2 protein-coding genes are annotated in these 627 nt (G+C 66.0%); both read left to right on the forward strand.

Going from position 1 to position 627, the window contains the following annotated elements:
* On the forward strand, positions 1 to 217 hold a 217-nt coding region (locus BYZ73_RS21560; protein WP_146746409.1), incomplete at its 5' end, for a DUF3168 domain-containing protein.
* Positions 218 to 224: 7 nt separating this feature from the next.
* Complete coding sequence (locus BYZ73_RS21565; RefSeq protein ID WP_112317596.1) at positions 225 to 626, forward strand: phage tail tube protein; 402 nt, start codon at positions 225 to 227, stop codon at positions 624 to 626.
* Position 627 lies beyond the last annotated feature (1 nt).

Genomic DNA, 627 nt, shown 5'->3' on the forward strand with positions numbered 1-627 from the left:
GACGGTGACGCTCCATTTCTGGTCCCGCGCCCCCGGCAACCGGCAGGTCAAGGCGCTGATGGGCGAGGCCTTCGGTCTGCTGCACCGGGCCGCCCTGACCGCGCCCGGCTTCAAGCTGCTCGACTGCCTGCGCGAGTTTGCAACCGTTTCCGTCGGCCCAGACGGCAAAACCCGGCACGGCGTGCAGCGCTACCGGATCATCATGCACAAGGAGTGAGGCTTCCATGGCAACCGTAGGCTTTTCCGGCCGTCAGCTCACCATCGAGTGGGACGGCACCATCATCAAGGGCGTGAAGAACAAGACCGCCAGCTTCTCGCGCGAGGGGATCGACATCACCTCGGACGACGATCAGGGTTTCCAGACCTTCCTGCCCGAGCCGGGCGTGATCTCGGCCGAATGGTCGGTCGAGGGCATCACCGGCGACGAGACGCTGATCGCCGCCTGCCTCGCGGGCGCGCCCTACGAGACGCCGCCCGTCACCATCAACCTGCCGACCGGCGGCACGGTCGAGATCACCATGTTCCTCAGCCAGCTGGAAATCACCGGCAACACGGATGGCGCCTTCGAATTCAGCGCGACCATGATGTCGAGCGGCATCCCCGTCTACACGCCTGCGGGGGCATGAC

This window comes from Rhodovulum viride, assembly GCF_003265965.1.
In the GTDB taxonomy this organism is placed as follows: domain Bacteria; phylum Pseudomonadota; class Alphaproteobacteria; order Rhodobacterales; family Rhodobacteraceae; genus Rhodovulum; species Rhodovulum kholense.

Bases quoted from the DNA above. Each gene is read 5' to 3' on its own strand.
- BYZ73_RS21565 (WP_112317596.1), top strand. From the start codon at position 225: ATGGCAACCGTAGGCTTTTCCGGCCGTCAGCTCACCATCGAGTGGGAC.